Here is a 21,727-nt window from a genome sequence, read left to right as displayed (position 1 = left end):
CCTAACTGGAAGCGCTGGCCTCGCTGACGCCACCCCCGCCTGCCGTCACCACCTGTACCGATAGCCGCGGCGTCGCCAGGTCCAGCCCCGCCTCGTCCAGTTGCCGTTTCAACGCCAGGTTGAATGCCCGCGACACTTCCCACTGCTTGATCGGCGCGGTCTTGAACCGCGCCCGTAGAATCGCCGAGCCAGACTCGAAGCTCTCGACACCCTGCAACTCCAGCGGCGACCAGATGTTACGGCGCATCAGCGGGTCGTTGCGCAGCTTCTGGCCTACCTCGCGGATCAAGCTGATGGCCTGGTCGATGTTCATGCTGTGGGGAATGGCCACACGGAAAATCGCATAGCCGAACTCCCGCGAGTAGTTCTTGATGCTCTTGATCTCACTGAAGGGAATGGTGTGCACGATGCCGTCGATGTCCCGTAGGCGCACGGTGCGGATGGTCAGGCCTTCCACGGTGCCCAGGTGCCCGCCGACGTCCACGTAGTCATCGATGGCCAGCGAGTCCTCGATGATGATGAACAACCCGGTGATCAGGTCGGCCACCAGCGATTGGGCGCCAAAACCGATGGCCAGGCCAATCACACCGGCACCGGCCAGCAGCGGGGTGACGTTCATGCCCATGTTGGCCAGGGCCACGATCACCGCGATGATGAAAATGGCCACGAACATCACGTTGCGGATCAGTGGCATCATGGTTTGTGCACGGGCGTTGGCCATGCCCCGGCGCGAGCGTACCAGCGCGTGGTGCACGGCGGTATCGGCCAGGATCCAGACCAGCCAGGCGGCAATCAGCGTACCGGCCAGGCCCAGCAAGCGCAGGCTGACCTCGTGGCCCTCGCCCTCGGCGAACCCGATCATCGACAGGCCCCACACCCGAAGGCCCAGCTCGATGAACAGCAGCCAGATGAACAGATGCACCAGGGCATAGCCGAAATTGCGCAGTCGCTCGGTGTAGACGGCCTGGCGTTTGTTGGCGCGTTTCGGGTTGGCCGCGTGGCGGCGCACCAGGCCGTTGAGCACCATGCATACCACCACCAGTACGGTGCACATCAGCGACTGGCGCAAGGCAGTGCTGGTGTCGCCGGCCGAGACGAAGGTGGCGAACAGCGAAATGGCCACCAGGATCAGCGCCGGGATGAACCAGAAGCTGCCGAGGATCTCGATGGTATCGCTGAGGGTGCGCCGGGTCAGGCGCCGGGACAGCGGTTGGTTACGGATCAGGTGGGCGATCGGGCGTCGGAAGCGCAGGATGAACAGCCCGGTGCACAATGCCGCGATCACGTTGGCCAAGGTCGCCAGGGCGTGGGCCAGGTGGCTGCCCAGGGCGGCGGTCAGGCGAGGGTCGCTCATCGCCTCGCCGAACGCGGCGAAACTGCCGATCAGCCACAGCGGGCGGAAGGCCTGGTGACGCAGGATGTGCAGCGCGCGGTGGCGGTGCGGGCCGTCGAGCAGCGAAAAGGCGATGACGCAGATGGCCGAGAAACAGGTGCCTACCACCAGTGCGTAGGCCAGGACCATGGCCATCGACTTGCCCAGCGAGGGGGGCAGGGCAAAGCTCAGGTAGACGGTGAAGATCAACGCGACCAGCCAAGGTCCGAGTTTGCGCAAGGCAAAACGCACCAGGTCCCAGGTGCGCGGGTGGTGGGGCAGCTCCTCGGTCAGGCCAAAGCGCACGCGCACGCGGTGGCCAATCCAGTTGAAGGCATAGGCCAGCAGGCTCCACACCGCGATGACGGCGGCAAAGCCAAACAGGATGGCGGGCCACTGGTGCACCGGCACCATCAGTGCCGTCAGCTCGGCCTGGGCCTGGTCGATCTCCTGGGACCAGCGATTGAACGGGCTGGCATCGCCGCTGAACTGCTTTTCCAGATCGTGCAGCGCACCGCCAATCAGCCCCAGCACGCCTTGTTCCACGGTGGGTTGCGACTGTTTCGTGGCATCGCGCAGTTTTTTCAGGTCGGCCAGCAGTTTGGCCCGCTGCTGGTCGTTCTCCAGGTTCTTGATGACCTCGTCCAGCGACTTGGCCAAAGGTTCGCTGGCTTCGGGTTGCGCGCTCGCGCTCGAACCCAGCAGGCCGGGAAGCCCAGCGGCCTGGACCGGGGTGATGAACAGAAACAGCAGGAAGGTCAGGCAACGCAGGAGGGCAGGCACCGGTAAATCTACCTCAGGTCAAACGATTGACCGAGTGTAGAGGTTTATGACGGCAGTTGCTCCAGGATCTTCCAGCAGGTGAGGCCGAAGATGCCAAGGGTGCCGATCCACATCATCAGTACACCGATGTTGCGCTCGCGCAGGCTGAAGCCGATGGTCAGCAGCATCAGGAACAGGAAGACAGGGACGAACAGGGACAGGAAGGGGGACATGGACAGCAATCCTTGTGCTTTGGGGCATGTCTTAAGCATAGCGGTTCAAGCGGGTTGGGGCTTGATCTTGAGCAGGTCCGGGCTGATCGCCGACAAGCTTCGTCCTGTGGGATCGTGCTTGCCGGCGATGTGTCTGGCTCAGGGCAATTCGCGGCTGCGGTAGAACGCCGTCAGTACCTTCACCAGGTGCGCCAGGTCATGGCTGCCGCACAGCTCGCGGATCGAGTGCATGGCGAAGGTCGGCAGGCCGATGTCGACCGTGCGTACACCCAGATGGCTGGCGGTGATGGGGCCGATGGTCGAACCACAACCCATGTCGCTGCGTACCACGAAACTTTGTACCGGTACTTCCTCGGCCATGCACAGGTGGCGGAAGAAGCCGGCGGTTTCGCTGTTGGTGGCGTAGCGCTGGTTGTTGTTGACCTTGATCACAGGGCCGGCATTGAGTTTCGGGCCATGGTTGCCATCGTGCTTGTCGGCATAGTTGGGGTGTACGCCATGGGCATTGTCGGCCGAGACCATCAGCGAGCGCTGGAGGGTGCGCACATAGTCGTCACCGTCGGGCAGCAGGCGCTGCAGGGTCTGCTCCAGCATCGGGCCGTCAGCGCCGCAGGCCGAGCACGAGCCAACTTCCTCGTGGTCGTTGCACACCAGTACGCAGGTTTCGTCGCTGTCGGCGGCCAGCAGGGCCTGCAGGCCGGCGTAGCACGACAGCAGGTTGTCCAGGCGGGCACCGGCGATGAAGTCGCCGTTCAGGCCGACCAGTGCGGCGTCCTGGGTGTCGTAGAAGCTCAGTTCGTAATCCAGCACCACGTCGGCATTGAGGTCGTGCTCGCGGGCCAGCTGCTCGGTGAGTACGGCGCGGAAGTCGATACGCTCGTCGCCCGCCACCTGAGCCAGGATCGGCGGCAGTTCGTTCTGCGGGTTGATCGCCCAGCCCTCGTTGGCGGTGCGGTTCAGGTGGATCGCCAGGTTGGGGATGATCGCGATCGGCAACTTGAAGTCGATCAGTTGGCTTTCGACCTTGCCGTCGCGGCGGAAGGTGACCCGCCCAGCCAGCGACAGGTCGCGGTCGAACCACGGGGCCAGCAGGGCGCCGCCGTACACTTCGACGCCCAGTTGCAGGAAGCCCTGGCGCTGCAGCTCGGGCTGCGGCTTGACCCGCAGGCAAGGGCTGTCGGTATGGGCGCCGACCATGCGGATACCGCCCAGCAGGGGCGATTGCTTGCCCAGCTTGACGGCGATGATCGATGAGTCGTTGCGGGTTACGTAGTAGCGTCCACCAGGCACGGTGGCCCAGCTGTCGCGTTCGTCCAAGCGCTGGTAGCCGGCCGCCTCGAGGCGCTGGGCCAGGCTGGCGGTGGCGTGGAAGGGCGTCGGGGAGGCCTTGAGGAATTCGATCAGGCCGGCATTCAGGGAATCGCGCATAACTCACTCCAGACAGCAGTGGCGCGAGTTTAGCGCAGTTGGTCGGGAAAATGTGCCGGCCTCTTCGCGGGCAAGCTCACACAAGTTGACCTATGCCCTCAAGGCCAGTGGTGTTCCTGTGGGAGCGGGTTTACCCGCGAAGAACCCAGCACCGATGGATCAGAACGGCGCCGGACACTCGAACTTCAGGCGCTCGCCGGACACCGGGTGGGTAAAGCTCAGCATCGACGCATGCAGGCACAGCCGCTCATGGGCTGCCAGCGCCTCGGGGTTGGCGTACAGCCGATCCCCCAGCAGCGGATGGCCGATCGACAGCATGTGCACACGCAGCTGGTGCGAGCGCCCGGTGATCGGCGTCAGCTCGACCCGGCAATGATCACCGCAGCGCTCGACGATGCGCCAGAAGGTCAGGGCATGCTTGCCCTGCTCATGGTCGACCACGTGGCGCGGCTTGGTGGGCGGGTCGTAGCGCAGCGGCAGGTCGATGCTGCCGCTGTCCAGCGCCGGCTGGCCCCAGCACAGCGCGGTGTAGGCCTTTTCGGTTTCCCGGTCGTGAAATTGGCGAGACAACTCGCGATGGCTGTCGGCGTCGCGGGCCAGCAGGATGATGCCCGAGGTTTCCCAGTCGAGGCGATGAACGATCAGCGCCTCCGGGTAGCCGTTTTCCTGCAGGCGGGTGATCAGGCAGTCCTTGTTGTCCTCGGCACGGCCTGGCACCGACAGCAGTAGGGTCGGTTTGTTGATCACCAGGATGGCGGCGTCTTCGTGAAGGATCTGGATGTTCGACAGCGGCATTGCGGGGTCTCTGTGAAAGCGGGGAAACCATTGGGGCCACCTTGCGGCCCATCGCCAGCAAGCCGGCTCCTACCGGTTGGGTGTAGGAGCCGGCTTGCCGGCGATGGGCTGCAAAGCAGCCCCAATGATCACAACCCGATGCCGAATCAGCGATCCGGCAGGGTGATGTTCAGTTCCAGAATCGAGCAGCTACCCTGGTTTTCCAGCTCGATGTGCACATCGTCGTTGCCGATGTTCACATACTTGCGGATCACTTCGAGCAGTTCTTTCTGCAGGGCCGGCAGGTAATCCGGCTCGCTGCGCTGGCCGCGCTCATGCGCCACGATGATCTGTAGACGCTCTTTCGCTACCGACGCGCTGGTCTGTTTCTGTCTGCCACGAAAGAAGTCAAAAAGGTTCATGGTTTACTTGCCTCCAAACAGGCGCGCGAAGAATCCTTGCTTCGGCACTTCGATGAACCGCAGGGGCTTTTCTTTGCCCAGCAGGCGGTCGACGGTATCGCTATAAGCCTGGCCGGCATCGCTCTGGTCATCGAGGATGACCGGGATACCCTGGTTGGAAGCCTTGAGCACCGCCTGGGACTCGGGGATTACACCCTTGAGTTTGATCGCCAGGATCTCTTCGACGTCGGCGATGCTCAGCATTTCGCCTTTTTCCACGCGCTCGGGGTGATAGCGGGTGATCAGCAGGTGTTCCTTGATCGGCTCTTCACCGTTCTCGGAGCGGCGCGACTTGCTCGACAGGATGCCCAGCATGCGGTCGGAGTCACGTACCGAGGAAACCTCTGGGTTGGTCACCACGATGGCTTCGTCGGCGAAGTACATGGCCAGGTGCGCGCCTTTCTCGATACCGGCAGGCGAGTCGCAGATGACGAAGTCGAACTGCTCCTTGAGCTCCATCAGCACCTTTTCCACGCCTTCCTGGGTCAGCGCGTCCTTGTCACGGGTCTGGCTGGCGGCCAGCACGTACAGGTTCTCCAGGCGCTTGTCCTTGATCAGGGCCTGCTGCAGGTTGGCTTCGCCGTTGACCACGTTGACGAAGTCGTACACCACGCGGCGTTCGCAGCCCATGATCAGGTCGAGGTTACGCAGGCCCACGTCGAAGTCGACGATGACAGTCTTGTGGCCACGCAGTGCGAGGCCGGTACCGATGGCGGCGCTGGTAGTGGTCTTGCCCACTCCCCCCTTGCCGGAAGTAACCACGAGAATCTTGGCCAAGGTGTTTCACCCCTAAATAAGTCGGGACGCGGGTCCCTGCAAAATACAAAAAACGGCAACGCACAAAATGTTGCCTAAAAATGTCGGCAAGTATCCGTTAAAGACGGGTGATGTTCAACACGTCGCCAGACAGGCTGACCTGCACACCCGAGCCCCACAGCGGGTCGCGGCGCAGGTCTTCGCAAACCTTGTATTGGCCAGCGATCGAGACCATTTCGGCGGTCATTTGCTGGCAGAAGATACGCGCCTTGGTGTTGCCCTTGATACCTGCCAGGGCACGGCCGCGCATGGCGCCGTACACATGGATGTTTCCATCTGCGAGAAGTTCCGCACCTGGGCTGACCGAACCTGTGACCACCAGGTCGCCGCCCTGGGCGTAGATCTGCTGGCCGCCACGCACAGGCGAGGTGACGATGCGGGTCGGGCGCACCTCTGGCTCGGGCGGTGGCGGCGGGGCAGGGGCCGGCTCGGGCTTCTTCACTTCGGGCTCGGGCTCGAGCGGTCGCTCGCGGGCCCCGGAGGGCGGCAGCACCGGCAGGTCGATGGCGATCGCCGCGGCGATGTCCTCGATACGGCTGGCACGAATCGCCAGGGTACGCAGGCCATGGTGGCGACAGATGCGCATCAACCCAGGCAGGTCGATCGCCCCTTCGTCGGCCGGCAGCTTGTCCAGCGCCAGCACCAGCGGCGTGTTGCTGAAGAAATTCGGGGCCTGAGCCACTTTCGCCGCCAGCTGGCGATCGAGGGCTTCGAGGTCGTTGCGCCCCAGTTCCAGCACAGTGATGGCGAGCATGCTGCCCTTGAGCTGGAACACGGTGGGGGTGTCGGGTGTGTGGTTTGGGCTCATGGTCTGCATAGACGGCTTGTTGCGAAAAAAGTGCCCTGACTTATAACGATAAGACCGGTTGGCCGCAACCGGCGGCGAACCGATGTAGAATGCGCGCTCTTTGTCTTGCCGGAAGCTTCAATGGAACGCCCGCGTTTTCGACCCTATTTCCTTCACCCGCGATTCTGGGGCCTGTGGCTGGGCCTGGGCCTGCTGTGGCTGGTGGTGCAGCTGCCCTACCGTGCCCTGTTGTGGCTTGGCAGTGCCCTGGGCGCGCTGATGTACCGGGTGGCCGGTGAGCGCCGGCGCATTGCCGCACGCAATCTGGAGCTGTGTTTCCCGGAGTTGTCGGACGACGAACGGCGGCGTCTGCTCAAGGCCAACTTCGCCTCCACCGGCATCGCATTCTTCGAAATGGCCATGAGTTGGTGGTGGCCGAAGGCCAGGCTGGCTCGCCTGGCGCACATCGAGGGGATCGAGCACTTGCAGGCAGCCCAGCAGGCGGGCCAGGGCGCGATCCTGATGGCCGTGCACTTCACCACCCTGGAAATCGGCGCCGCATTGCTCGGCCAGGCGCACACCATTGACGGCATGTACCGCGAGCACGGCAACCCGCTGTTCGACTATATCCAGCGTCGCGGTCGCGAGCGTCACAACCTCGATTCGCTGGCCGTGGAGCGTGAGGATGTGCGCGGGATGCTCAAGTTGCTGCGTTCGGGCCGGGCGATCTGGTACGCACCGGATCAGGACTACGGCGCCAAGCAGAGCCTGTTCGTGCCGCTGTTCGGCATTCCGGCGGCAACCGTGACCGCCACCACCAAGTTCGCCCGCCTGGGCAAGGCGCAGGTCATTCCCTTCACCCAGAAGCGTCTGGAAGATGGCAGCGGCTATCGTCTGGTGGTGCATCCACCGCTGGCCGATTTCCCTGGTGAAAGCGAAGAGGCGGATTGCCTGCGTATCAACCAGTGGGTCGAAAGCGTGCTGCGCGAGTGCCCCGAGCAGTACCTGTGGGCGCACCGACGCTTCAAGTCGCGCCCTGAAGGTGCGCCACGGCTGTACGACAAGAAAAAGCGCTGACCTCCCGTGTGGCCAGTTCCGGCGATTAAAGTCAGAACAGACAGGATGAATCGATGACCTCAACCACAGGCCTGATCCTTTCCGGCGGCGGTGCCCGTGCCGCCTATCAGGTCGGTGTGCTGGCCGGCATCGCCGAGCTGCTGCCACCCGGTGCGCCCAATCCGTTCCCGGTCATCGTCGGTACCTCGGCCGGCGCCATCAACGCCGTGACCTTGGCCAGTGGCGCCACCCGCTTCACCGAAGCGGTGCACCGGCTCACCGCATTCTGGCAGAACCTGCGCAGCCACCTGGTGCTGCGCAGCGACTGGCCTGGCGTCATCCGTCAGGCCAGCCGTTTTGTCGCGCACAACCTGATGGGGCTGGGAGGGCCGGTGCCGGTCGCGCTCCTGGACAACCGACCCCTGCATCGCCTGTTGCAGTCGCACTTGGACCTGGATGGCATCGGCCATGCCCTGGCCAGCGAACAGCTGCGCGCCGTGGCGGTCACCGCTTTCGGCTACGAGTCAGGGCAGGCGGTGACCTTCTACCAGGCCCGTAGCACCATCGAGTCGTGGTTGCGTCATCGACGCATCGGTGTGCCCACGCCCCTGACCATTGAGCATCTGCTCGCCAGCGCGTCTATCCCGTTGCTGTTCGCGCCGGTAAGGCTGGGGGACGAATACTTCGGTGATGGAGCGGTACGTCAGTCCGCCCCTATCAGCCCGGCCCTGCACCTGGGCGCCAGCCGGGTGCTGGTGGTGGGGGTCAGCGGCAACCCCCAGCGGCCGGCACCGCCCCTGCCGACCCAGCGCGTGTTCAGTGGCCAGCAGCCCAGCTTGGCGCAGATCGGCGGGCACATGCTCAACAGCACGTTCATCGACAGCCTGGAAGACGATATCGAGCTGCTCCAGCGCCTCAATTACCTGAGCCGCCTGTTGCCGGCCCACCTGGACGCGCGGCGCCTGGGCCTGGCGCCGATCGATGTGCTGGTGGTGGCGCCCAGCCAGCCGCTGGACGAGATCGCAGCGCGGCATCGGCGTGAACTGCCTGCGGCTTTGCGGCTGTTCCTGCGCGGGCCGGGCGCGACCCGGACCAGCGGAGCGGGGGTGTTGAGTTATCTGCTGTTCGAGGCCAGTTACTGCAGTGAACTGATCGAACTCGGGCGGCGGGATGCGCTGGCCAAGAGCAAGGAACTGCGCCAGTTCCTCAACCTCTGAGCCATCGCGGCCGGCTTGCCGGCGATCGGGCCGCACGCGGCCCCTGCTCTGTCACTCCGCTATCTGCAGCTTGCGCGCCTGGGTATACACATACCGCACCTTTTCGTACTCGAACGGCGAGTTCAGCTGGCCATAGCGGAATTGGGTGGTGTAGCGCTTGTCCACCACACGCAGTGCCAGGATTTCCGGGTGGTCCGTACTGGCCTCGGCAACGTTCAGGTAGTTGGCCGCCTGCTCGCCAACGTAGTCCACCACCTGCCCCGTGGTGTCGCGCAGGTTCGAAGGCCCGAGGATCGGCAGCATGATGTAAGGCCCGTCAGGCACGCCATAGAACCCCAGGGTCTGGCCGAAGTCTTCGCTCTGGCGCGGCAGGCCCATCTTGGTTGCCGGGTCCCACAGCCCGCCGACGCCGATGATGGTGTTGAACATCAGCCGCGCGGTGATCTGCGCCGAGCGCTTGACCTTCAGCTGCAGCACGCTGTTGGCCAGGTTCGGCACATCACCCAGGTTGTTGAAAAAGTTGCTCACGCCGGTACGCACGAAGCTTGGGGTGACGTAGCGGTACCCGTCGACCAGCGGCAACAGCACCCATTGGTCGAAGCGGTAGTTGAAGTGGTAGATGCGCCGGTTGATCGACTCCAGCGGGTCATAGATGTTCAAGGCTTCCAGGGTCGAGCGCTCGAATTCGCGCTGATCGAGCCCAGGGTTGAATTTCAGTTCGCGCAGCGGGTCGAGGAAACCATCGGACTCGGGGGTCACGACCGGGTCGGCCTCGATCACGCTGGCTCGCGGCGCGCGCTCTGCCGCCAGGGTGTTGCCAGCAGCGAGGAGGGCGCAGACAAGCAGCAATTTCTTAACCACGGAAGAACTCCAGCATGGCGTCGCTGTTGACGCGGTAGTTGAGGTTGCCGCAATGGCCGCCATGGGGGTAAAGGGTCAGGCGATCACCGAACACCCTGCGCAGGAAACCGATATCGCCTGGGCCGAGGATGACATCGTCGGCATTGTGCATCACCGCGATCTTATCGTTGTTGCGCAGGTAGTCTTCCAGGGCATAGAGGCTGGCCTGGTCGATCAGTTGCAGGATGCTGCCGCCGTCGGTGCGTGCCCGCCACATGGGAATGACCTGCTCGGTCAGGTAGCAGTCGAAGTCGCATTGCAAGGCGCGCTTGAAGAACGGCGTCAGGCTGCTGCCCTCGGTGATCGGGAACTTCGGCGGAATGATCAGGCCACGGCGGTTGATCAGGTCGGAGGTGAAGGCGATGTCGGCTGCCGAGAAACGGAACGAGGTGCCGATCAGCATGGCCATCTGTTCGTTGGACAAGTGCTGGCGTGACTGCTGGAAGTCGTACAGCAGGGCATCGTTGAGGTCGATGTAGCCTTTTTCCTGGAAGTAGCGGGTGAGCTTTTTCAGCATCAGTTCATAGAATGTGGTGCTGCGGTTGATGCCTTTGACCTGGGTCTGCACCAGTTTGTCCAGGTTGTTGATCGAGGTATACAGGTTGACCGGCGGGTTGAGCAGCAGCACGCGCTTGAAGTTGAAGCTGCGGCGGGTTTCGTCGAGGTGGCTGACGAACGCTGCGTCCAGTGCGCCGAGGCTGTAGCCGGTGAGGTAGAAGTCCTTCACTGGCAGGCGCGGGTGCTGCGCACGTACCGCCTGCATGACCCGGTACATGTCCTCGGCGTCCTCCTGGCTGACGCCCGGTGTGGCGAAGCGCGAGGCGGCGCTCATGAAGTCCCAGCTGGTGGGCGACGACAGTTGCACCACATGGAAGCCGGCTTGGTAGAACAACTTCTTCAAGTACTCGTTGATGCTACTGGAGTAGGGCGCGCCGGTGCCGGCGATGATGAAGATCAGCGGCGCTTCGCGGTCCTGGCGGGCCAGGCGGTACTTGAGTTTCTTCACCGACCAGAAGTTGTCGGGCAAGGTGAATTCGCGCTCGGGGCGCAGGTTCAAGCTGTAATCGGCCTGGTTGATGTCATCGTCGCTGGGCAAGGCCGGGCGCTGCTCGGGCGGCGTGGTGGCGATGGTGGCCTCGAACGGGTTGGTCAAGGGGTAGCCGTAGCTCGCGGCGTCAATATCACGCGCCGACGCGGCCACAGCCATGAGCAGGCCGCAGAACAGGGCGGCAAGGCGCAAAGGTCGAAGCATGTGTTCCCCCAGAAAAGCGCAAGGTAATTCGGTACGCAGGCTAGGACCACGTTATCCGGGGCAAAGTTGCCCGGTGCGGTGGTCTTTGTCGCCCCAGATGTTATGGCGATGCAGGTTCTGTGCACCTTAGCTGTCGGGTTGTGATTTTGCCTTAGTCCTAGGCCTGGGCGATCATGAAGACCCTCGATTACCGCTATTGGAGAACTGGATGTCTCGTTCGTTGCCGGCCATTGTGCTGCTCACGGCGCTGGCCTTGTGGCTGGCTGCAAGCTACGGCGTGCGCTATGGGTTGATGGAAGACAGCCAATGGGTCGGGCTGTGCTCGGCGCCTGGCGAGTACTGGCAGTGCCAGGCGCGCGCGTTGCTGGGGTTGGGGATCCATTACCAGCTACTGGCCTGGGCCGGGCTGGGCCTGGCGTTGCTCGCCCAGGTGGTGCCGGGCAGGGCGGGCTGGTGGTTGGCGGTGCTGGCACTGCTGTTCGGCATTCCGGCTTTGGTGTTGTATACCGCCAGCATGGCGGTGTTCGCCGTGGTTTTGGCCGGGTTGCGGTTGGTACGGCGGGGTAGGGATTGAGATGCGCAAGGGTTGAATGCCAAGGTGGGCTGCAGTTTCACGCCTTCCTAAGCCGCAGGCTGCGCCACAACGCGCCCACCATCAGCACACTCACCACCGCCCAGCTCCAGGCCTGCTGGTTTTCAAGCCCTTCCCTGAACAGCTGCGGCGCCACGCCAGCACCCACGATCAACGCCAGCAAGGCCGCTTCCGCCCGCGCCGTTGCCACTGGCCGCAGCAGGTACACCACCGCCGGCAAAGCCAGCGCGGCGGTGGGGAAACTGCGGTAGCGTGGGTCGAACACCATCGCCAGCATGCTGACCGCCGCTGCGAAACCTGCAGCGAGCAACAGCCATCCGGCGCGCGCCTGCAACCAGGCGAACAGCCGCGCTCGCCAGCCTTCGTGGCGCGTCAGCGCCAGCACACCGTGCACCAGCACCAGCAGGTTCAGCGCAGCCAGCAGTAAAGCCCACACCCATTCACCGGCAAACCGAGCATGGGTGCGCATCAGCTCGCCCCACAGCCCCAGGCAGGCTGCACCGAACGCAGCCAGTAGCGGCAGCAGAAAAGCCGCCTCAGGCGTCGCAGGGCGCCCGGCCAGCAGTAGCAGGGCCGCCATCAGCATCCCGCAAGCCAATAGCCACTGCGGCCAATAGGGCAGGTTGCTCACGGGCCCTTCCAGCACGCCTTTGTCCTGCCGGTCGGCGTCGTAAAGCCCCCAGTAACCTCCCACCGCGCCCTCGCTGGCGCGCTTCCAGGGCTGGTCGAAGGCCTCGATGAGGTTGTAATCCCAGCCGTTTGCCTCAGCCATGGCGACGAAACCGCGGATGAAGCGTGCTTCGTTGACCCGGCTGGGCACGGCGGTTTCCCGTTGGCGGCCTTCGCTGGGCCAGCCGGTTTCGCCTATCAGGATGTTCTTGGGGGCGAAGCGGTTGCCGAACACGCGGCGTACCTCGGCAACATGGGCCAGGGCATCGTCTATGCCGCGTGGGTCATCTTCCCAATAGGGCAGCAGGTGAATGGTCAGGAAGTCCACTGCAGGTGCCACCTGTGGATGCTGTAGCCAGAACTCCCAGACATCGGCGTAGGTCACCGGCACCTTGACCTGGGCCTTGACCTTGGCGATCAACCCCGCAAGCCGTTCACCGGTGACCTCCTTGCGCAGCAGCGCCTCGTTGCCGACGATCACCGCGCTGACCACATCGGGGTTGGCGTTGGCCGCCGCGATGAGCAAGTCCACCTCCTTTTCGGTGTCCACCGGATTGGCGTTGACCCAGGCCCCAAGCATCACCTTCAGGCCGTGTTTGCGGGCCAGTGCAGGAATGGCTTCAAGACCGGTCATGGAATAGGTGCGGATGCACTTGAATCGTTCAGCCAGCAGCGCCAGGTCGGCGTCCATCCGCGCCGGGCGCAGGCGAAATGGCTGGTCGAAAGGGGACTGGTCCTTGTCGAAAGGGGTGTACGAGGCGCACTGCAGCTTGTGCGTGGGGCTCGCCGCATCGGCCAGGTGCACCGGCTTGCCAAGCCCGTACCAGAGCGCCCCAAGCCCGATGAGGGCCAGCAGGCAGGCAAGCAGGTATACAGGCAGCGTCCAGCGGGCAGCAGTGGGCATCAGGCGGTCCATCGTCAGGCACAAAAGGATAGATAGTAGCCTGGCGCCAATGCTTTGGCATGCAAGGATCGCGCAGAGCGGTGCAGAGATATGGCGCTAATGGCGAAGTGCTGTCGCATATGGTTCGGGTAAAGGTCGCAGATGGAGCAGGGGTGCCTGTGTGGCAGGCAGATGATGCAATCTCCAAGACCTGACGAGGGAATGCTTTGATGGCTACTTTTACAAAAATGCGTCGTTTCCTGGGCGTGGGCACCGCCATGGTATTGGCCATGAGCGCGGCTCAGGCAATGGCCAAAGAAGTCAGCATCGGTTACGTGGATGGGTGGGCCGACAGCGTGGCTACAACCAACGTGGCCGCCGAAGTGATCAAGCAAAAACTCGGCTATGACGTGAAGCTGCAGGCCGTGGCCACTGGCATCATGTGGCAGGGCGTGGCCACCGGTAAGCTCGATGCCATGCTGTCGGCCTGGTTGCCGGTGACCCATGGCGAATACTGGGCCAAGAACAAGGACAACGTGGTCGACTATGGCCCGAACTTCAAGGATGCCAAGATCGGCCTGATCGTCCCCGAGTACGTCAAGGCGGTGAGCATTGGCGACCTCAAGACCGATACTTCCTTCAAGCAGAAAATCGTCGGCATCGACGCCGGCTCCGGTGTGATGCTCAAGACCGACCAGGCCATCAAGGACTACGACCTGACCGGTTACAAGTTGCAGGCCAGTTCGGGCGCGGCGATGACCGCGGAACTGGGCCGTGCCTATGCCAAGCAGCAGTCCATCGCCGTGACTGGTTGGGTGCCGCACTGGATGTTCGCCAAGTGGAAGCTGAAGTTCCTTGAAGATCCGAAAGGCGTCTACGGCGCTGCCGAGACCGTCAACAGCATTGGCAGCAAGGAACTGGCCACCAAGGCACCGGAAGTGGCGGAGTTCCTGAAGAAGTTCAACTGGCAGTCCAAGGACGAGATCGGCGAGGTGATGCTGGCGATCCAGGAAGGGGCCAAGCCTGAGGCAGCGGCCAAGGATTGGGTCGCCAAGCACCCAGAGCGGGTCAAGGAGTGGACTGGCAAGTAATCACGGGTAGGGGGAGGTGCTTGCCGTTGATCCTTGAGCGCCTGTGAGATCGAGCGCCGCCCGCGCGGCGCATCGCGAGCAAAGCTCGCTCCTGCGTTTGTTTCGGGCCAATCGCTCGTGTGGGTCTGCGCGCAATGACAGACCTCCCTGGCCGTGAACCCACGTAGGAGCGAGCCTTGCTCGCGATGCGCCGCGCGGGCGGCGCTCTATCTACGTGCCTGTGCAAGACCCAAGACCAGCACAGCTTTTTTACGGATTCTGTAAAACACCGTTGCATCTAAGACTAAGGTCGTCTGGTTGGTGTCCAAAGGCAGCATAAAGTAAGGGTGTGGGTTCCATCCCCTATCTGTGCTGCTAGGACAAAAACAATGAACGACAGCATTTACCTCTCGATACAAAACAGCCCGCGGTTCAAGGAGCTGGTCACCAAACGCGAACGGTTTGCCTGGGTTCTCTCGGCAATCATGCTCGGCCTGTACTGCGCTTTCATCCTTCTGATCGCCTACGGTCCTCAGATTCTGGGCGCCAAGCTCAGCCCTGAGTCGTCGATCACCTGGGGCATTCCCCTGGGCGTCGGTCTGATCGTCTCGGCATTCGTCCTCACCGCCATCTACGTTCGCCGCGCCAACGGCGAGTTCGATGAGCTGAACAAGGCCATCCTGAAGGAGGCGCAACAATGATTCGCCACGCCAAAGCCTTGGCCGTACTGGCCTGCGGTGCTTTCGCACCCGCCGTGTGGGCTGCCGATGCCCTGACCGGCGAGGTGCAGAAACAGCCGCTGAACGTGTCGGCGATCGCCATGTTCGTGGCCTTCGTCGCTTTCACCCTGGGCATCACCTACTGGGCCTCCAAACGCAACAAGTCGGCGGCGGACTACTACGCTGCCGGCGGCAAGATCACAGGCTTCCAGAACGGCCTGGCGATCGCCGGCGACTACATGTCGGCAGCCTCGTTCCTGGGTATTTCCGCGCTGGTGTTCACCTCTGGCTACGATGGCCTGATCTACTCGATCGGTTTCCTCGTCGGCTGGCCGATCATCCTGTTCCTGATCGCCGAGCGGCTGCGTAACTTGGGCAAGTACACCTTTGCCGACGTGGCTTCTTACCGCCTCGGGCAGAAGGAGATCCGCACCCTGTCGGCATCCGGTTCGCTGGTGGTGGTGGCGTTCTACCTGATTGCGCAGATGGTCGGCGCGGGCAAGCTGATCGAGCTGCTGTTCGGCCTGGACTACCACGTCGCGGTCATCCTGGTGGGTATCCTGATGTGCCTGTACGTGCTGTTCGGCGGCATGCTGGCCACCACTTGGGTACAGATCATCAAGGCCGTGCTGCTGCTGTCCGGTGCCAGCTTCATGGCGCTGATGGTGATGAAGCACGTGGGCTTCGACTTCAACACCCTGTTCTCCGAAGCGATCAAGGTGCACAGCAAAGGCGAGGCGATCATGAGCCCTGGCGGCCTGGTCAAGGACCCGATCTCGGCGTTCTCCCTGGGCCTGGCGCTGATGTTCGGTACCGCTGGCCTGCCGCATATCCTGATGCGCTTCTTTACCGTCAGTGACGCCAAGGAAGCTCGCAAGAGCGTGCTGTATGCCACTGGCTTCATCGGTTACTTCTACATCCTGACCTTCATCATCGGCTTCGGCGCGATCCTGCTGGTCAGCACCAACCCAGACTTCAAGGACGCCGCTGGCGCCCTGATCGGCGGCAACAACATGGCGGCGGTGCACCTGGCCGATGCCGTGGGTGGCAGTGTGTTCCTCGGCTTCATCTCGGCGGTGGCCTTCGCCACCATCCTGGCGGTGGTCGCCGGCCTGACCTTGGCCGGTGCCTCGGCGGTGTCCCATGACCTTTACGCCAGCGTCTGGCGCAAGGGCAAGGCCAACGACAAGGACGAGATCCGCGTGTCGAAGATCACCACCATCGCCCTGGGCGTGCTGGCGATCGGTCTGGGTATTCTGTTCGAGAAGCAGAACATCGCCTTCATGGTCGGCCTGGCCTTCTCCATCGCCGCCAGCTGCAACTTCCCAGTGCTGCTGCTCTCGATGTACTGGAAGAAGCTGACCACCCGTGGCGCCATGATCGGCGGCTGGCTGGGGCTGGTCAGCGCGGTGACGCTGATGATCCTCGGCCCTACCATCTGGGTGCAGATCCTCGGCCACGAAAAACCGGTCTACCCGTACGAGTACCCGGCGCTGTTCTCGATGCTGATCGCCTTCGTCGGTATCTGGTTCTTCTCGGTCACCGACAAGTCCAAGGCCGCCGAAGACGAGCGTGCGCTGTTCTTCCCGCAGTTCGTTCGTTCGCAAACGGGCCTGGGGGCTTCTGGCGCTGTGTCCCACTAAACACTGAAGATGTAAAAAAACCGCGATACGGGGCGACCCGTATCGCGGTTTTTTCGTACCAGGCCGGCTAGATCATGCCCAGTAGCAATAGCACCAGCAGAATCACCAGCACCACGCCGATGATGCCGGAAGGGCCATAGCCCCAACTGCGCGAGTGTGGAAAGACCGGTAAGCCACCAATCAAGAGCAGGATCAGGATGATGATGAGGATCGTGGTCATAACGGAGTCCTTGGGTAGTTGAAGGGCAAGGGCCTCGGACTGCTGGCCTCTTGCTAATTCGGACTGGTGGGCGAGGGGAAAGATTCCATTTTTGTGTGTTCGGCCCCACGCACCCATCGTCGGCAGGCTGACTGCTGCGGGCGATGGGCCCCCATTCACTACCCTGATTAACCCTGCCTGCCACCCACGCCTTGATTAGACTCGTCTCATCACCTGTCAGAACAAGGCCTGCCACCATGCAAAACCGCATCATGATCACCGGCGCCGGTTCCGGCCTCGGCCGCGAGATCGCCCTGCGCTGGGCGCGCGAGGGCTGGCGCCTGGCGCTGGCCGACGTCAACGAAGCCGGCCTGCGCGAAACCCTCGAACTGTGCCGCGCGGTCGGTGGCGACGGCTTCGTGCAACGTTGCGACGTGCGCGACTACAGCCAGCTCACCGCCCTGGCCCAGGCTTGCGACGAGAAACTCGGCGGTATCGATGTCATCGTCAACAATGCCGGTGTCGCCTCGGGTGGCTTCTTCGCCGAGCTGTCGCTGGAGGACTGGGACTGGCAGATCGCGGTCAACCTGATGGGCGTGGTCAAGGGGTGCAAGGCATTCCTGCCGCTGCTCGAACGCAGCAGGGGGCGCATCATCAACATCGCCTCCATGGCTGCGTTGATGCAGGGGCCGGGCATGAGCAACTACAACGTGGCCAAGGCCGGTGTGTTAGCGCTTTCGGAGAGTCTGCTGGTCGAACTGCGCCAGGTCGAGGTGGCGGTTCATGTGGTATGTCCGTCGTTCTTCCAGACCAACCTGCTCGATTCTTTCCGTGGGCCGGACCCGGCCATGAAGGCCCAGGTCGGCAAGCTGCTGGAAGGCTCGCCGATCAGCGCCGCCCAGATTGCCGAGCATATCCATCGGCAGGTGGCAGCCGGGGAATTCCTGATCCTGCCTCACGAAGCGGGCCGCCAGGCCTGGCAACTCAAACGCCAGGCCCCGGAGCGGCTGTATGACGAGATGGCGGAAATGGCGGTGAAGATGCGAGCCAAGGCTCAAAGCCGCTGACCGTGAGGGTTGTCTGTAGGGCGATTTACCACATCGTGTAGGGTTGTTCTGAATTTCGGTCAAGGCGTTGAGTAGCCTAATGTACCCGATGCAGTCTCCAGTTTTCCCTGTCGCTGGAGGATCGGAGCATGTTGGTCATTACGCGTGAAATCGGCGAGGTCATCACCATCGGTGACGACATTCGGATCAAGGTGGTGGAGGTACGGGACCACGTGGTGCGCATGGGCGTGGATGCACCGCGTGAAGTGGCGGTGCACCGCAGTGAGGTCTATAAGCGCATCAAGGCCGGCGAGCAACCCAAGCTGCACACGCTTTGACGGTCAGTCGAGCAATTCCCGTGGCACATCGTGGCGGGCCAGCAGCTGGCACTGCTGGCTCTCGGGATCGAAGAGAATGAACGCCTGCCCTTTGGCCAGCGCTTGGCGCACCCGCAGCACGCGGGTTTCCAGCGGGGTATCGTCACCGTTGTCGGTGCCGTCGCGGGTCACGAAGTCTTCGATCAGGCGGGTCAGTGTGTCGGCTTGCAGTTGGTCGTAGGGGATCAGCATGTCAGGTGCGTTTCCAGGAGCGTAGGTACGGGCATGCTACGCGAAACCTCAGGAAGTGGGGGGCCGCTGTGCGGCCCATCGCGACGCAAGGCCGCCCCACTTCAACCTTTGTTGCCGATCAGGCTGTCCACCGCGGGCACCCGGGTGTCGCTCTCCATTTGCGCATCGTGCTCCAGTTGGTGGCTGAAGCGCTCGAGCGAGGTATTGGCCGGCTGCGAGTCGCTGGCGAACACCGGCGGACTGAGCAGGTAGCCCGACAACAAGCGGCTGAGCGCGGCCAGGCTGTCGATATGGGTGCGCTCATAGCCGTGGGTGGCGTCACAGCCGAAGGCCACCAGCGCGGTGCGGATATCGTGCCCGGCGGTGACTGCCGAATGGGCGTCGCTGAAGTAGTAGCGGAACACATCGCGCCGCACCGGCAGGCATTGGTCTCCGGCCAGTTTCAGCAGGTGGCGCGACAGATGGTAGTCGTAGGGACCGGAGGAGTCCTGCATGGCCACGCTTACCGCATGCTCGCTCGATGCCTGGCCGGGCGCGACTGGCGCGATGTCGATGCCGACGAATTCGCTCACGTCCCAGGGCAGGGCGGCGGCGGCGCCGGAGCCGGTTTCCTCAGTGATGGTGAACAGCGGATGGCAGTCGATCAGCGGCTGTCGTCCACTGTCGACCACCGCCTTGAGGGCGGTCAGCAAGGCCGCCACGCCGGCCTTGTCATCCAGGTGGCGGGCGCTGATATGGCCACTTTCGGTAAACTCCGGCAGTGGGTCGAAGGCAACGAAATCACCGATGGCCAGGCCCAGCGCCTCGCAGTCGGCCCGTGTGGCGCAATAGGCATCCAGACGCACCTCGACGTGTTCCCAGCTCACGGGCATCTGGTCGATGGCGGTGTTGAAGGCGTGACCGCTGGCCATCAGCGGCAGCACGCTGCCGCGGTAGACACCGGTGTCGGTGAACACACTGACCCGGCTGCCTTCGGCGAACCGGCTGGACCAGCAACCCACGGGCGCCAAGGCCAGGCGGCCGTTGTCCTGCAGTTGCCGCACGCTGGCGCCGATGGTGTCCAGATGCGCCGAGACGGCGCGGTCGGGGGAGTTCTGCCGGCCCTTGAGGGTGGCACGGATGGTGCCGCGTCGGGTCAGCTCGTAGGGGATGCCCAGTTCATCCAGGCGTTCGGCCACGTAGCGCACGATGGTGTCGGTGAATCCGGTGGGGCTGGGGATGGCAAGCATCTCCAGCAGCACGCGCTTGAGGTAGTCCAGATCGGGTTCGGGCATGTGCACTCCTCTGATCGTTGTATGGGCCATGCCGGCTTCTTCACCGGTAAACCCGCTCCCACAGATTCAGGGCAGGAGCGGAGAGGCCGGCACAGGCGCTGAAATTCATCCACTCAGGCTAGGCTCTGTACGAACAGCCTTGATACTCGGTGATGCTGCGTTGAAAACAGCCTCGCAATGCTCATTTACAACCCGTAAACGCCGCTTCCTCGGCTGTTTTCGCCTTGCCTGACCTTCGTCTCGAGACGTTTCATGAAGACCCTAATGGCCGGCTATGCGGAAACAGCAAGTCGACGAAGCGTTCGGCAGTGGGTTGCGGTTCATGGTTGGCCAGGCCAACCCGCTCGTTGGCCTCGATGATCACGTAGTCCGGCTGCGCGGCATCGCGCACCATAAGGTCAAGGCCAACCACCGGAATCTCCAGCGCGCGGGCAGCCCGCACGGCCGCATCGGCCAGCACCGGGTGCAGGCGTTCGGTCACATCCTCCAGGGTGCCGCCTGTGTGCAGGTTGGCGGTGCGACGCACAGCCAGGCGCTGGCCGGCAGGCAGCACGCTGGCGTAGTCCAGGCCTGCGTCGCGCAAGGTGCGCTCGGTTTCATCGTCCATGGGAATACGGCTTTCGCCACCGGTAGCGGCCTGGCGACGGCGGCTCTGGGCGTCGATCAGCTGCTTGACGCTGTGCTTGCCGTCGCCGATCACCTGGGCCGGATGACGAATGGCCGCCGCGACCACTTCATGGCCAATCACTACGATGCGCAGGTCGTGGCCGGGGTGGAAGCTTTCCAGCAGCACGCGGCTGTCGAAGCGGCGGGCTTGGTCTACAGCCTGGCAAACCTCGTCGTAGGTGGTCAGGTTGACCGCCACCCCTTGGCCTTGCTCGCCATCGACCGGCTTGACCACCACCGCCCCATGCTCTTCGAGAAACGCCAGGTTGTCGTCGGCGTTGCCAGCCAGCTGCTGCACCGGCACCTGCAATCCGGCAGCGTGCAGCGCCTGGCGGGTGAGGCACTTGTCCTGGCAGAGGGTCATGCTCAGCGCGCTGGTGAGGTCGCTCAGCGACTCGCGACAACGCACCCGCCGCCCGCCCAGGCTAAGGGTGAACAGCCCATGGGCGGCATCGTCCACCTGCACCTCGATGCCGCGTCGGTAGGCTTCATCGACGATGATCCGGGCATAGGGGTTGAGCTCGGCCTCGGGGCCGGGGCCCAGGAACAGTTGCTGGTTGATGCCGTTCTTGCGTTTGACCGCGAAGGTTGGCAGGTTGCGGAACCCAAGCTTCTGGTAAAGGCGCTTGGCCTGACGGTTGTCGTGCAACACCGACAGGTCAAGGTAGGCCAGGCCACGGCTCATGAAGTGCTCGATCAGGTGACGCACCAGGACTTCGCCGACGCCTGGACGGCTGCACTGCGGGTCAACCGCCAGGCACCACAGGCTGCTGCCCAATTCCGGGTCGTCGAAGGCCTTGGCATGGTTCAGGCCCATCACGCTGCCAATCACCGCACCACTGTCTTCATCTTCGGCCAGCCAGTAGACCGGCCCGCCCAGGTGGCGCGGCGTCAGTCGCGCGGCCTGGATCGGCAGCATGCCTCGCGCCTGGTACAGGCCGTTGATGGCCTGCCAGTCAGTTTCGCTTTGCGCCCGGCGGATACGAAACCCGCGGAATACCCGCTGTGCCGGACGGTAGTCGGTAAACCACAGACGCAGGGTGTCGGAAGGGTCGAGGAACAGATGCTGCGGCGCCTGGGCCAGCACTTGCTGGGGCGCGGCCACGTACAAGGCGATATCGCGTTCGCCGGGGCGCTCCTCCTGCAGCGCCTCGGCAAGGCTCGCGGCATCCGGGAAGGTGTGGCCGATCAGCAGGCGGCCCCAGCCGCAGTGCAGTGCCCGGGGCTGGTCGTGGGGTTCGCTGCCGTCACCGGCCAGGCGCGCCTGCAGGCGCTCATAGGACGGCGACTGGCCACGCAGCAGGCGCTGACCGTAAGCGATTTCGTGAGCTTTCATCGG

General features: G+C 63.5%; 22 protein-coding genes. 8 read left to right on the top strand and 14 right to left on the bottom strand.

Annotated elements, in window-relative coordinates; translation table 11 throughout:
• Position 1 precedes the first annotated feature (1 nt).
• From C4Q26_RS05265 to minC, 7 genes are all read right to left on the bottom strand, one after another.
• Entirely contained in the window at positions 2-2,155 is a 2,154-nt protein-coding gene (locus C4Q26_RS05265; RefSeq protein WP_023379227.1) for a mechanosensitive ion channel family protein, read from the bottom strand.
• A gap of 44 nt (positions 2,156-2,199) precedes the next feature.
• Positions 2,200-2,367: a hypothetical protein gene (locus C4Q26_RS28075; RefSeq protein WP_023379228.1), complete on the bottom strand. Its 168-nt coding sequence runs from the start codon at positions 2,365-2,367 to the stop codon at positions 2,200-2,202.
• 138 nt (positions 2,368-2,505) lie between these two features.
• On the bottom strand, positions 2,506-3,795 hold the full coding sequence (locus C4Q26_RS05260; protein WP_023379229.1) for a M18 family aminopeptidase: 1,290 nt from the start codon (positions 3,793-3,795) through the stop codon (positions 2,506-2,508).
• Positions 3,796-3,954: 159 nt separating this feature from the next.
• Positions 3,955-4,590: an RluA family pseudouridine synthase gene (locus tag C4Q26_RS05255; protein WP_104882861.1), complete on the bottom strand. Its 636-nt coding sequence runs from the start codon at positions 4,588-4,590 to the stop codon at positions 3,955-3,957.
• Positions 4,591-4,736: 146 nt separating this feature from the next.
• The gene (gene minE, locus C4Q26_RS05250; RefSeq protein ID WP_003252572.1) at positions 4,737-4,991 is read right to left on the bottom strand and encodes a cell division topological specificity factor MinE; all 255 of its coding nucleotides are present in this window, start codon (positions 4,989-4,991) and stop codon (positions 4,737-4,739) included.
• Between the two features lie 3 nt (positions 4,992-4,994).
• Positions 4,995-5,807 carry a septum site-determining protein MinD gene (gene minD / locus C4Q26_RS05245; protein WP_023379230.1) on the bottom strand — a complete coding sequence of 271 codons (813 nt, stop codon included), beginning with the start codon at positions 5,805-5,807 and terminating at the stop codon, positions 4,995-4,997.
• 97 nt (positions 5,808-5,904) lie between these two features.
• Positions 5,905-6,663 (bottom strand): septum site-determining protein MinC, encoded by a 759-nt coding sequence (gene minC, locus C4Q26_RS05240; RefSeq protein ID WP_027906883.1) that lies wholly within the window; start codon positions 6,661-6,663, stop codon positions 5,905-5,907.
• 111 nt (positions 6,664-6,774) lie between these two features.
• Here minC and C4Q26_RS05235 point away from each other — a divergent pair, with 111 nt between their 5' ends.
• Together C4Q26_RS05235 and C4Q26_RS05230 are read left to right on the top strand one after the other, a co-directional pair.
• Positions 6,775-7,710 (top strand): lipid A biosynthesis lauroyl acyltransferase, encoded by a 936-nt coding sequence (locus tag C4Q26_RS05235; RefSeq protein WP_023379232.1) that lies wholly within the window; start codon positions 6,775-6,777, stop codon positions 7,708-7,710.
• A gap of 53 nt (positions 7,711-7,763) precedes the next feature.
• Entirely contained in the window at positions 7,764-8,906 is a 1,143-nt protein-coding gene (locus tag C4Q26_RS05230) for a patatin-like phospholipase family protein (RefSeq protein WP_023379233.1), read from the top strand.
• 51 nt (positions 8,907-8,957) lie between these two features.
• On the opposite strand, the gene C4Q26_RS05225 is transcribed toward C4Q26_RS05230, so the two are convergent.
• Both C4Q26_RS05225 and C4Q26_RS05220 read right to left on the bottom strand, forming a co-directional pair.
• Positions 8,958-9,767, bottom strand: a complete 810-nt coding sequence (locus tag C4Q26_RS05225; protein ID WP_023379234.1) for a VacJ family lipoprotein — start codon at positions 9,765-9,767, stop codon at positions 8,958-8,960.
• On the bottom strand, positions 9,760-11,058 hold the full coding sequence (locus C4Q26_RS05220; protein WP_104882860.1) for a serine/threonine protein kinase: 1,299 nt from the start codon (positions 11,056-11,058) through the stop codon (positions 9,760-9,762). Before C4Q26_RS05220 ends, C4Q26_RS05225 begins: the two co-directional genes overlap by 8 nt.
• A 208-nt stretch (positions 11,059-11,266) precedes the next feature.
• Here C4Q26_RS05220 and C4Q26_RS05215 point away from each other — a divergent pair, with 208 nt between their 5' ends.
• Complete coding sequence (locus C4Q26_RS05215) at positions 11,267-11,632, top strand: hypothetical protein (protein WP_104882071.1); 366 nt, start codon at positions 11,267-11,269, stop codon at positions 11,630-11,632.
• 37 nt (positions 11,633-11,669) lie between these two features.
• On the opposite strand, the gene C4Q26_RS05210 is transcribed toward C4Q26_RS05215, so the two are convergent.
• Positions 11,670-13,235 (bottom strand): beta (1-6) glucans synthase, encoded by a 1,566-nt coding sequence (locus C4Q26_RS05210; protein ID WP_104882859.1) that lies wholly within the window; start codon positions 13,233-13,235, stop codon positions 11,670-11,672.
• A 197-nt stretch (positions 13,236-13,432) separates the two neighbouring features.
• On the opposite strand from C4Q26_RS05210, the gene C4Q26_RS05205 reads away from it, so the two are divergent.
• From C4Q26_RS05205 to C4Q26_RS05195, 3 genes are all read left to right on the top strand, one after another.
• On the top strand, positions 13,433-14,293 hold the full coding sequence (locus C4Q26_RS05205; protein WP_041925443.1) for a glycine betaine ABC transporter substrate-binding protein: 861 nt from the start codon (positions 13,433-13,435) through the stop codon (positions 14,291-14,293).
• A gap of 368 nt (positions 14,294-14,661) precedes the next feature.
• Complete coding sequence (locus C4Q26_RS05200) at positions 14,662-14,973, top strand: DUF485 domain-containing protein (protein ID WP_023379239.1); 312 nt, start codon at positions 14,662-14,664, stop codon at positions 14,971-14,973.
• Positions 14,970-16,634: a cation acetate symporter gene (locus C4Q26_RS05195; RefSeq protein ID WP_023379240.1), complete on the top strand. Its 1,665-nt coding sequence runs from the start codon at positions 14,970-14,972 to the stop codon at positions 16,632-16,634. Before C4Q26_RS05200 ends, C4Q26_RS05195 begins: the two co-directional genes overlap by 4 nt.
• Before the next feature lie 67 nt (positions 16,635-16,701).
• Here the strand turns inward: C4Q26_RS05195 and C4Q26_RS05190 are convergent, their stop codons facing one another.
• Positions 16,702-16,854 carry a DUF3309 family protein gene (locus C4Q26_RS05190; protein WP_003252624.1) on the bottom strand — a complete coding sequence of 51 codons (153 nt, stop codon included), beginning with the start codon at positions 16,852-16,854 and terminating at the stop codon, positions 16,702-16,704.
• A gap of 236 nt (positions 16,855-17,090) precedes the next feature.
• On the opposite strand from C4Q26_RS05190, the gene C4Q26_RS05185 reads away from it, so the two are divergent.
• Positions 17,091-17,900, top strand: coding sequence for an SDR family oxidoreductase (locus tag C4Q26_RS05185; protein WP_023379241.1), 810 nt, complete (start codon positions 17,091-17,093; stop codon positions 17,898-17,900).
• Between the two features lie 128 nt (positions 17,901-18,028).
• Positions 18,029-18,217: a carbon storage regulator CsrA gene (csrA, locus tag C4Q26_RS05180; protein WP_023379242.1), complete on the top strand. Its 189-nt coding sequence runs from the start codon at positions 18,029-18,031 to the stop codon at positions 18,215-18,217.
• 3 nt (positions 18,218-18,220) lie between these two features.
• Here the strand turns inward: csrA and C4Q26_RS05175 are convergent, their stop codons facing one another.
• The 3 genes from C4Q26_RS05175 to ngg all read right to left on the bottom strand — a co-directional run bounded on the left by C4Q26_RS05175 (position 18,221) and on the right by ngg (position 21,724).
• Complete coding sequence (locus C4Q26_RS05175; protein WP_023379243.1) at positions 18,221-18,448, bottom strand: YheU family protein; 228 nt, start codon at positions 18,446-18,448, stop codon at positions 18,221-18,223.
• Between the two features lie 101 nt (positions 18,449-18,549).
• A complete protein-coding gene (locus C4Q26_RS05170) occupies positions 18,550-19,722 on the bottom strand; it encodes an osmoprotectant NAGGN system M42 family peptidase (RefSeq protein ID WP_023379244.1) in 1,173 nt (390 codons plus the stop codon).
• Positions 19,723-19,972: 250 nt separating this feature from the next.
• Positions 19,973-21,724: an N-acetylglutaminylglutamine synthetase gene (ngg, locus tag C4Q26_RS05165; RefSeq protein ID WP_104882069.1), complete on the bottom strand. Its 1,752-nt coding sequence runs from the start codon at positions 21,722-21,724 to the stop codon at positions 19,973-19,975.
• Positions 21,725-21,727 lie beyond the last annotated feature (3 nt).

The sequence above is a fragment of the Pseudomonas sp. SWI44 genome, assembly GCF_002947915.1.
GTDB classification, from domain to species: domain Bacteria; phylum Pseudomonadota; class Gammaproteobacteria; order Pseudomonadales; family Pseudomonadaceae; genus Aquipseudomonas; species Aquipseudomonas taiwanensis.
The sequence above is the reverse complement of the archived record's forward strand: the minus strand, read 5'-3'. Positions and strand labels throughout refer to the sequence as shown.

What these genes read in the sequence shown, in the direction of transcription:
- C4Q26_RS28075 (WP_023379228.1), bottom strand. Translation starts at nt 2,367, where the DNA reads ATGTCCCCCTTCCTGTCCCTGTTCGTCCCTGTCTTCCTGTTCCTGATG.
- C4Q26_RS05260 (WP_023379229.1), bottom strand. Translation starts at nt 3,795, where the DNA reads ATGCGCGATTCCCTGAATGCCGGCCTGATCGAATTCCTCAAGGCCTCC.
- C4Q26_RS05255 (WP_104882861.1), bottom strand. Translation starts at nt 4,590, where the DNA reads ATGCCGCTGTCGAACATCCAGATCCTTCACGAAGACGCCGCCATCCTG.
- minE (WP_003252572.1), bottom strand. Translation starts at nt 4,991, where the DNA reads ATGAACCTTTTTGACTTCTTTCGTGGCAGACAGAAACAGACCAGCGCG.
- minC (WP_027906883.1), bottom strand. Translation starts at nt 6,663, where the DNA reads ATGCAGACCATGAGCCCAAACCACACACCCGACACCCCCACCGTGTTC.
- C4Q26_RS05235 (WP_023379232.1), top strand. Translation starts at nt 6,775, where the DNA reads ATGGAACGCCCGCGTTTTCGACCCTATTTCCTTCACCCGCGATTCTGG.
- C4Q26_RS05230 (WP_023379233.1), top strand. Translation starts at nt 7,764, where the DNA reads ATGACCTCAACCACAGGCCTGATCCTTTCCGGCGGCGGTGCCCGTGCC.
- C4Q26_RS05220 (WP_104882860.1), bottom strand. Translation starts at nt 11,058, where the DNA reads ATGCTTCGACCTTTGCGCCTTGCCGCCCTGTTCTGCGGCCTGCTCATG.
- C4Q26_RS05215 (WP_104882071.1), top strand. Translation starts at nt 11,267, where the DNA reads ATGTCTCGTTCGTTGCCGGCCATTGTGCTGCTCACGGCGCTGGCCTTG.
- C4Q26_RS05210 (WP_104882859.1), bottom strand. Translation starts at nt 13,235, where the DNA reads ATGGACCGCCTGATGCCCACTGCTGCCCGCTGGACGCTGCCTGTATAC.
- C4Q26_RS05205 (WP_041925443.1), top strand. Translation starts at nt 13,433, where the DNA reads ATGGCTACTTTTACAAAAATGCGTCGTTTCCTGGGCGTGGGCACCGCC.
- C4Q26_RS05200 (WP_023379239.1), top strand. Translation starts at nt 14,662, where the DNA reads ATGAACGACAGCATTTACCTCTCGATACAAAACAGCCCGCGGTTCAAG.
- C4Q26_RS05195 (WP_023379240.1), top strand. Translation starts at nt 14,970, where the DNA reads ATGATTCGCCACGCCAAAGCCTTGGCCGTACTGGCCTGCGGTGCTTTC.
- C4Q26_RS05190 (WP_003252624.1), bottom strand. Translation starts at nt 16,854, where the DNA reads ATGACCACGATCCTCATCATCATCCTGATCCTGCTCTTGATTGGTGGC.
- C4Q26_RS05185 (WP_023379241.1), top strand. Translation starts at nt 17,091, where the DNA reads ATGCAAAACCGCATCATGATCACCGGCGCCGGTTCCGGCCTCGGCCGC.
- csrA (WP_023379242.1), top strand. Translation starts at nt 18,029, where the DNA reads ATGTTGGTCATTACGCGTGAAATCGGCGAGGTCATCACCATCGGTGAC.
- C4Q26_RS05175 (WP_023379243.1), bottom strand. Translation starts at nt 18,448, where the DNA reads ATGCTGATCCCCTACGACCAACTGCAAGCCGACACACTGACCCGCCTG.
- C4Q26_RS05170 (WP_023379244.1), bottom strand. Translation starts at nt 19,722, where the DNA reads ATGCCCGAACCCGATCTGGACTACCTCAAGCGCGTGCTGCTGGAGATG.
- ngg (WP_104882069.1), bottom strand. Translation starts at nt 21,724, where the DNA reads ATGAAAGCTCACGAAATCGCTTACGGTCAGCGCCTGCTGCGTGGCCAG.